Raw genomic sequence first — 2,119 nt, forward strand, 5'->3', positions numbered from 1 at the left:
CGGGCGCGGCGGCGACTGAAAGCGCGCGCTTCGCCGGGGCGCCGGGGGCGGAATTCTGATGCCCGGGGCAAGAAAGACCGCTCATGGGGGTGTGAATGTGACCCGAAGCGCCTATGTATGGGTGAACATAAGGTTGAAAAGGCGCGTTGCCGCTGGTCAGAATAGAGCCGCCTCGCGTGCCCCGGCACCGTGCGGGAGCCGGGGGCGTCAGCGTATGGAACAATGGGCAAGATGAACAATTTTGGCCGGAACCTGGCCCTGTGGGTAATCATCATCGTGCTGCTGTTGCTGCTGTTCAACGTCTTCCAGCCTGGAAGCGCGCAGCACGCGTCGCAGCAGCTCGCATATTCCGATTTCATCGGGGATGTGAATGGCGGGCGCGTGCGCTCGGTCGTGGTGCAGGACCATAACATCTCCGGCACCCTGACGGACGGCACGTCGTTCGAGACCTATACCCCGCAGGATCCGACCCTGATCCCCCTGCTGACGGGCAAGGGGGTCGAAGTGGTGGCGAAGCCGCTGGACAGCGATTCGAACCCATTCCTGCGCTACCTGATCAATTATGCCCCGATCCTGCTGATGTTCGGCGCCTGGATCTTCATCATGCGCCAGATGCAGGCCGGCGGCGGAAGGGCGATGGGCTTCGGCAAGTCGCGCGCCCGCATGCTGACGGAAAAGCAGGGGCGGGTGACGTTCGATGACGTCGCCGGCATCGACGAGGCCAAGGGCGAACTGCAGGAAATCGTGGATTTCCTCCGCGACCCGCAGAAATTCACCCGCCTGGGCGGCAAGATCCCCAAGGGCGTGCTGCTGGTCGGCCCGCCGGGCACCGGCAAGACCCTGCTGGCGCGCGCCATCGCGGGCGAGGCCAACGTGCCCTTCTTCACCATCTCGGGTTCGGACTTCGTCGAGATGTTCGTCGGCGTCGGCGCCTCGCGCGTGCGCGACATGTTCGAGCAGGGCAAGAAGGCCGCGCCCTGCATCATCTTCATCGACGAGATCGACGCGGTGGGCCGCCATCGCGGCGCCGGCCTGGGCGGCGGCAACGACGAGCGCGAGCAGACGCTGAACCAGATGCTGGTCGAGATGGACGGGTTCGAGAGCAATGAGGGCGTGATCCTGATTGCCGCGACCAACCGCCCCGACGTGCTGGACCCGGCCCTGCTGCGCCCCGGCCGCTTCGACCGTCAGGTCGTGGTGCCCAATCCCGACGTGGTCGGGCGCGAGAAGATCCTGCGCGTGCATATGCGCAAGGTCCCTCTGGCCTCCGACGTCGATCCCAAGGTGATCGCGCGCGGCACGCCGGGTTTCTCGGGCGCAGACCTGGCCAACCTGGTGAACGAGGCCGCGCTGATGGCCGCCCGCCTGGGCAAGCGCACCGTCGCGATGCTGGAGTTCGAGAACGCCAAGGACAAGGTGCTGATGGGCGCCGAACGCCGCTCGCTGGTCATGAGCGAGGACGAGAAGCGCATGACGGCCTATCACGAGGGCGGCCACGCCCTGGTGGCGATCCTGACGCCGGGGGCCGATCCGGTGCACAAGGCCACGATCATCCCGCGCGGTCGCGCGCTGGGCCTGGTCATGAGCCTTCCGGAAGGCGACCGCTATTCCAAGAGCCGCGCGAAATGCCTGGGCGAACTGACCCTGGCCATGGGCGGCCGTGCGGCCGAGGAAATCATCTTCGGCGCGGACAACGTGTCCAACGGCGCCTCGGGCGACATCAAGATGGCGACCGACCTGGCCCGCCGCATGGTGTCCGAATGGGGCATGAGCGAGAAGCTGGGCATGATCGCCTATGGCGATAACGGGCAGGAAGTCTTCCTGGGCCACACCGTGACCCAGAACAAGAACGTGTCCGAGGAAACGGTCCGCGAGATCGACGACGAGATCAAGAGCCTGATCGACGCCGCCTATATCCGCGCCCGCACCCTGCTGATCGAGCATATCGACCAGTTGCATCGCCTGGCCCAGGCCCTGCTGGAGCACGAGACCCTGTCGGGCGAGGAAATCCGCCAGGTCCTGCGCGGCGAGCAGATCGAGCGCATCGTGGTGGACGATCCGATGCCGGAAAATCGCCGCGCCTCGGTACCGCCGACGCCGCCGGCCGCGCCGCTGCCCT

General features: G+C 66.4%; 1 protein-coding gene. It reads left to right on the forward strand.

Features of this window, described 5'->3' with window-relative positions; all coding sequences use genetic code 11:
- Window positions 1–231 precede the first annotated feature (231 nt).
- A partial coding sequence (ftsH, locus tag HUK84_RS15765; protein WP_176641130.1) for an ATP-dependent zinc metalloprotease FtsH occupies window positions 232–2,119 on the forward strand: 1,888 nt, incomplete at its 3' end.

It is taken from the genome of Nguyenibacter vanlangensis (assembly GCF_013376155.1).
Lineage (GTDB): Bacteria > Pseudomonadota > Alphaproteobacteria > Acetobacterales > Acetobacteraceae > Gluconacetobacter > Gluconacetobacter vanlangensis.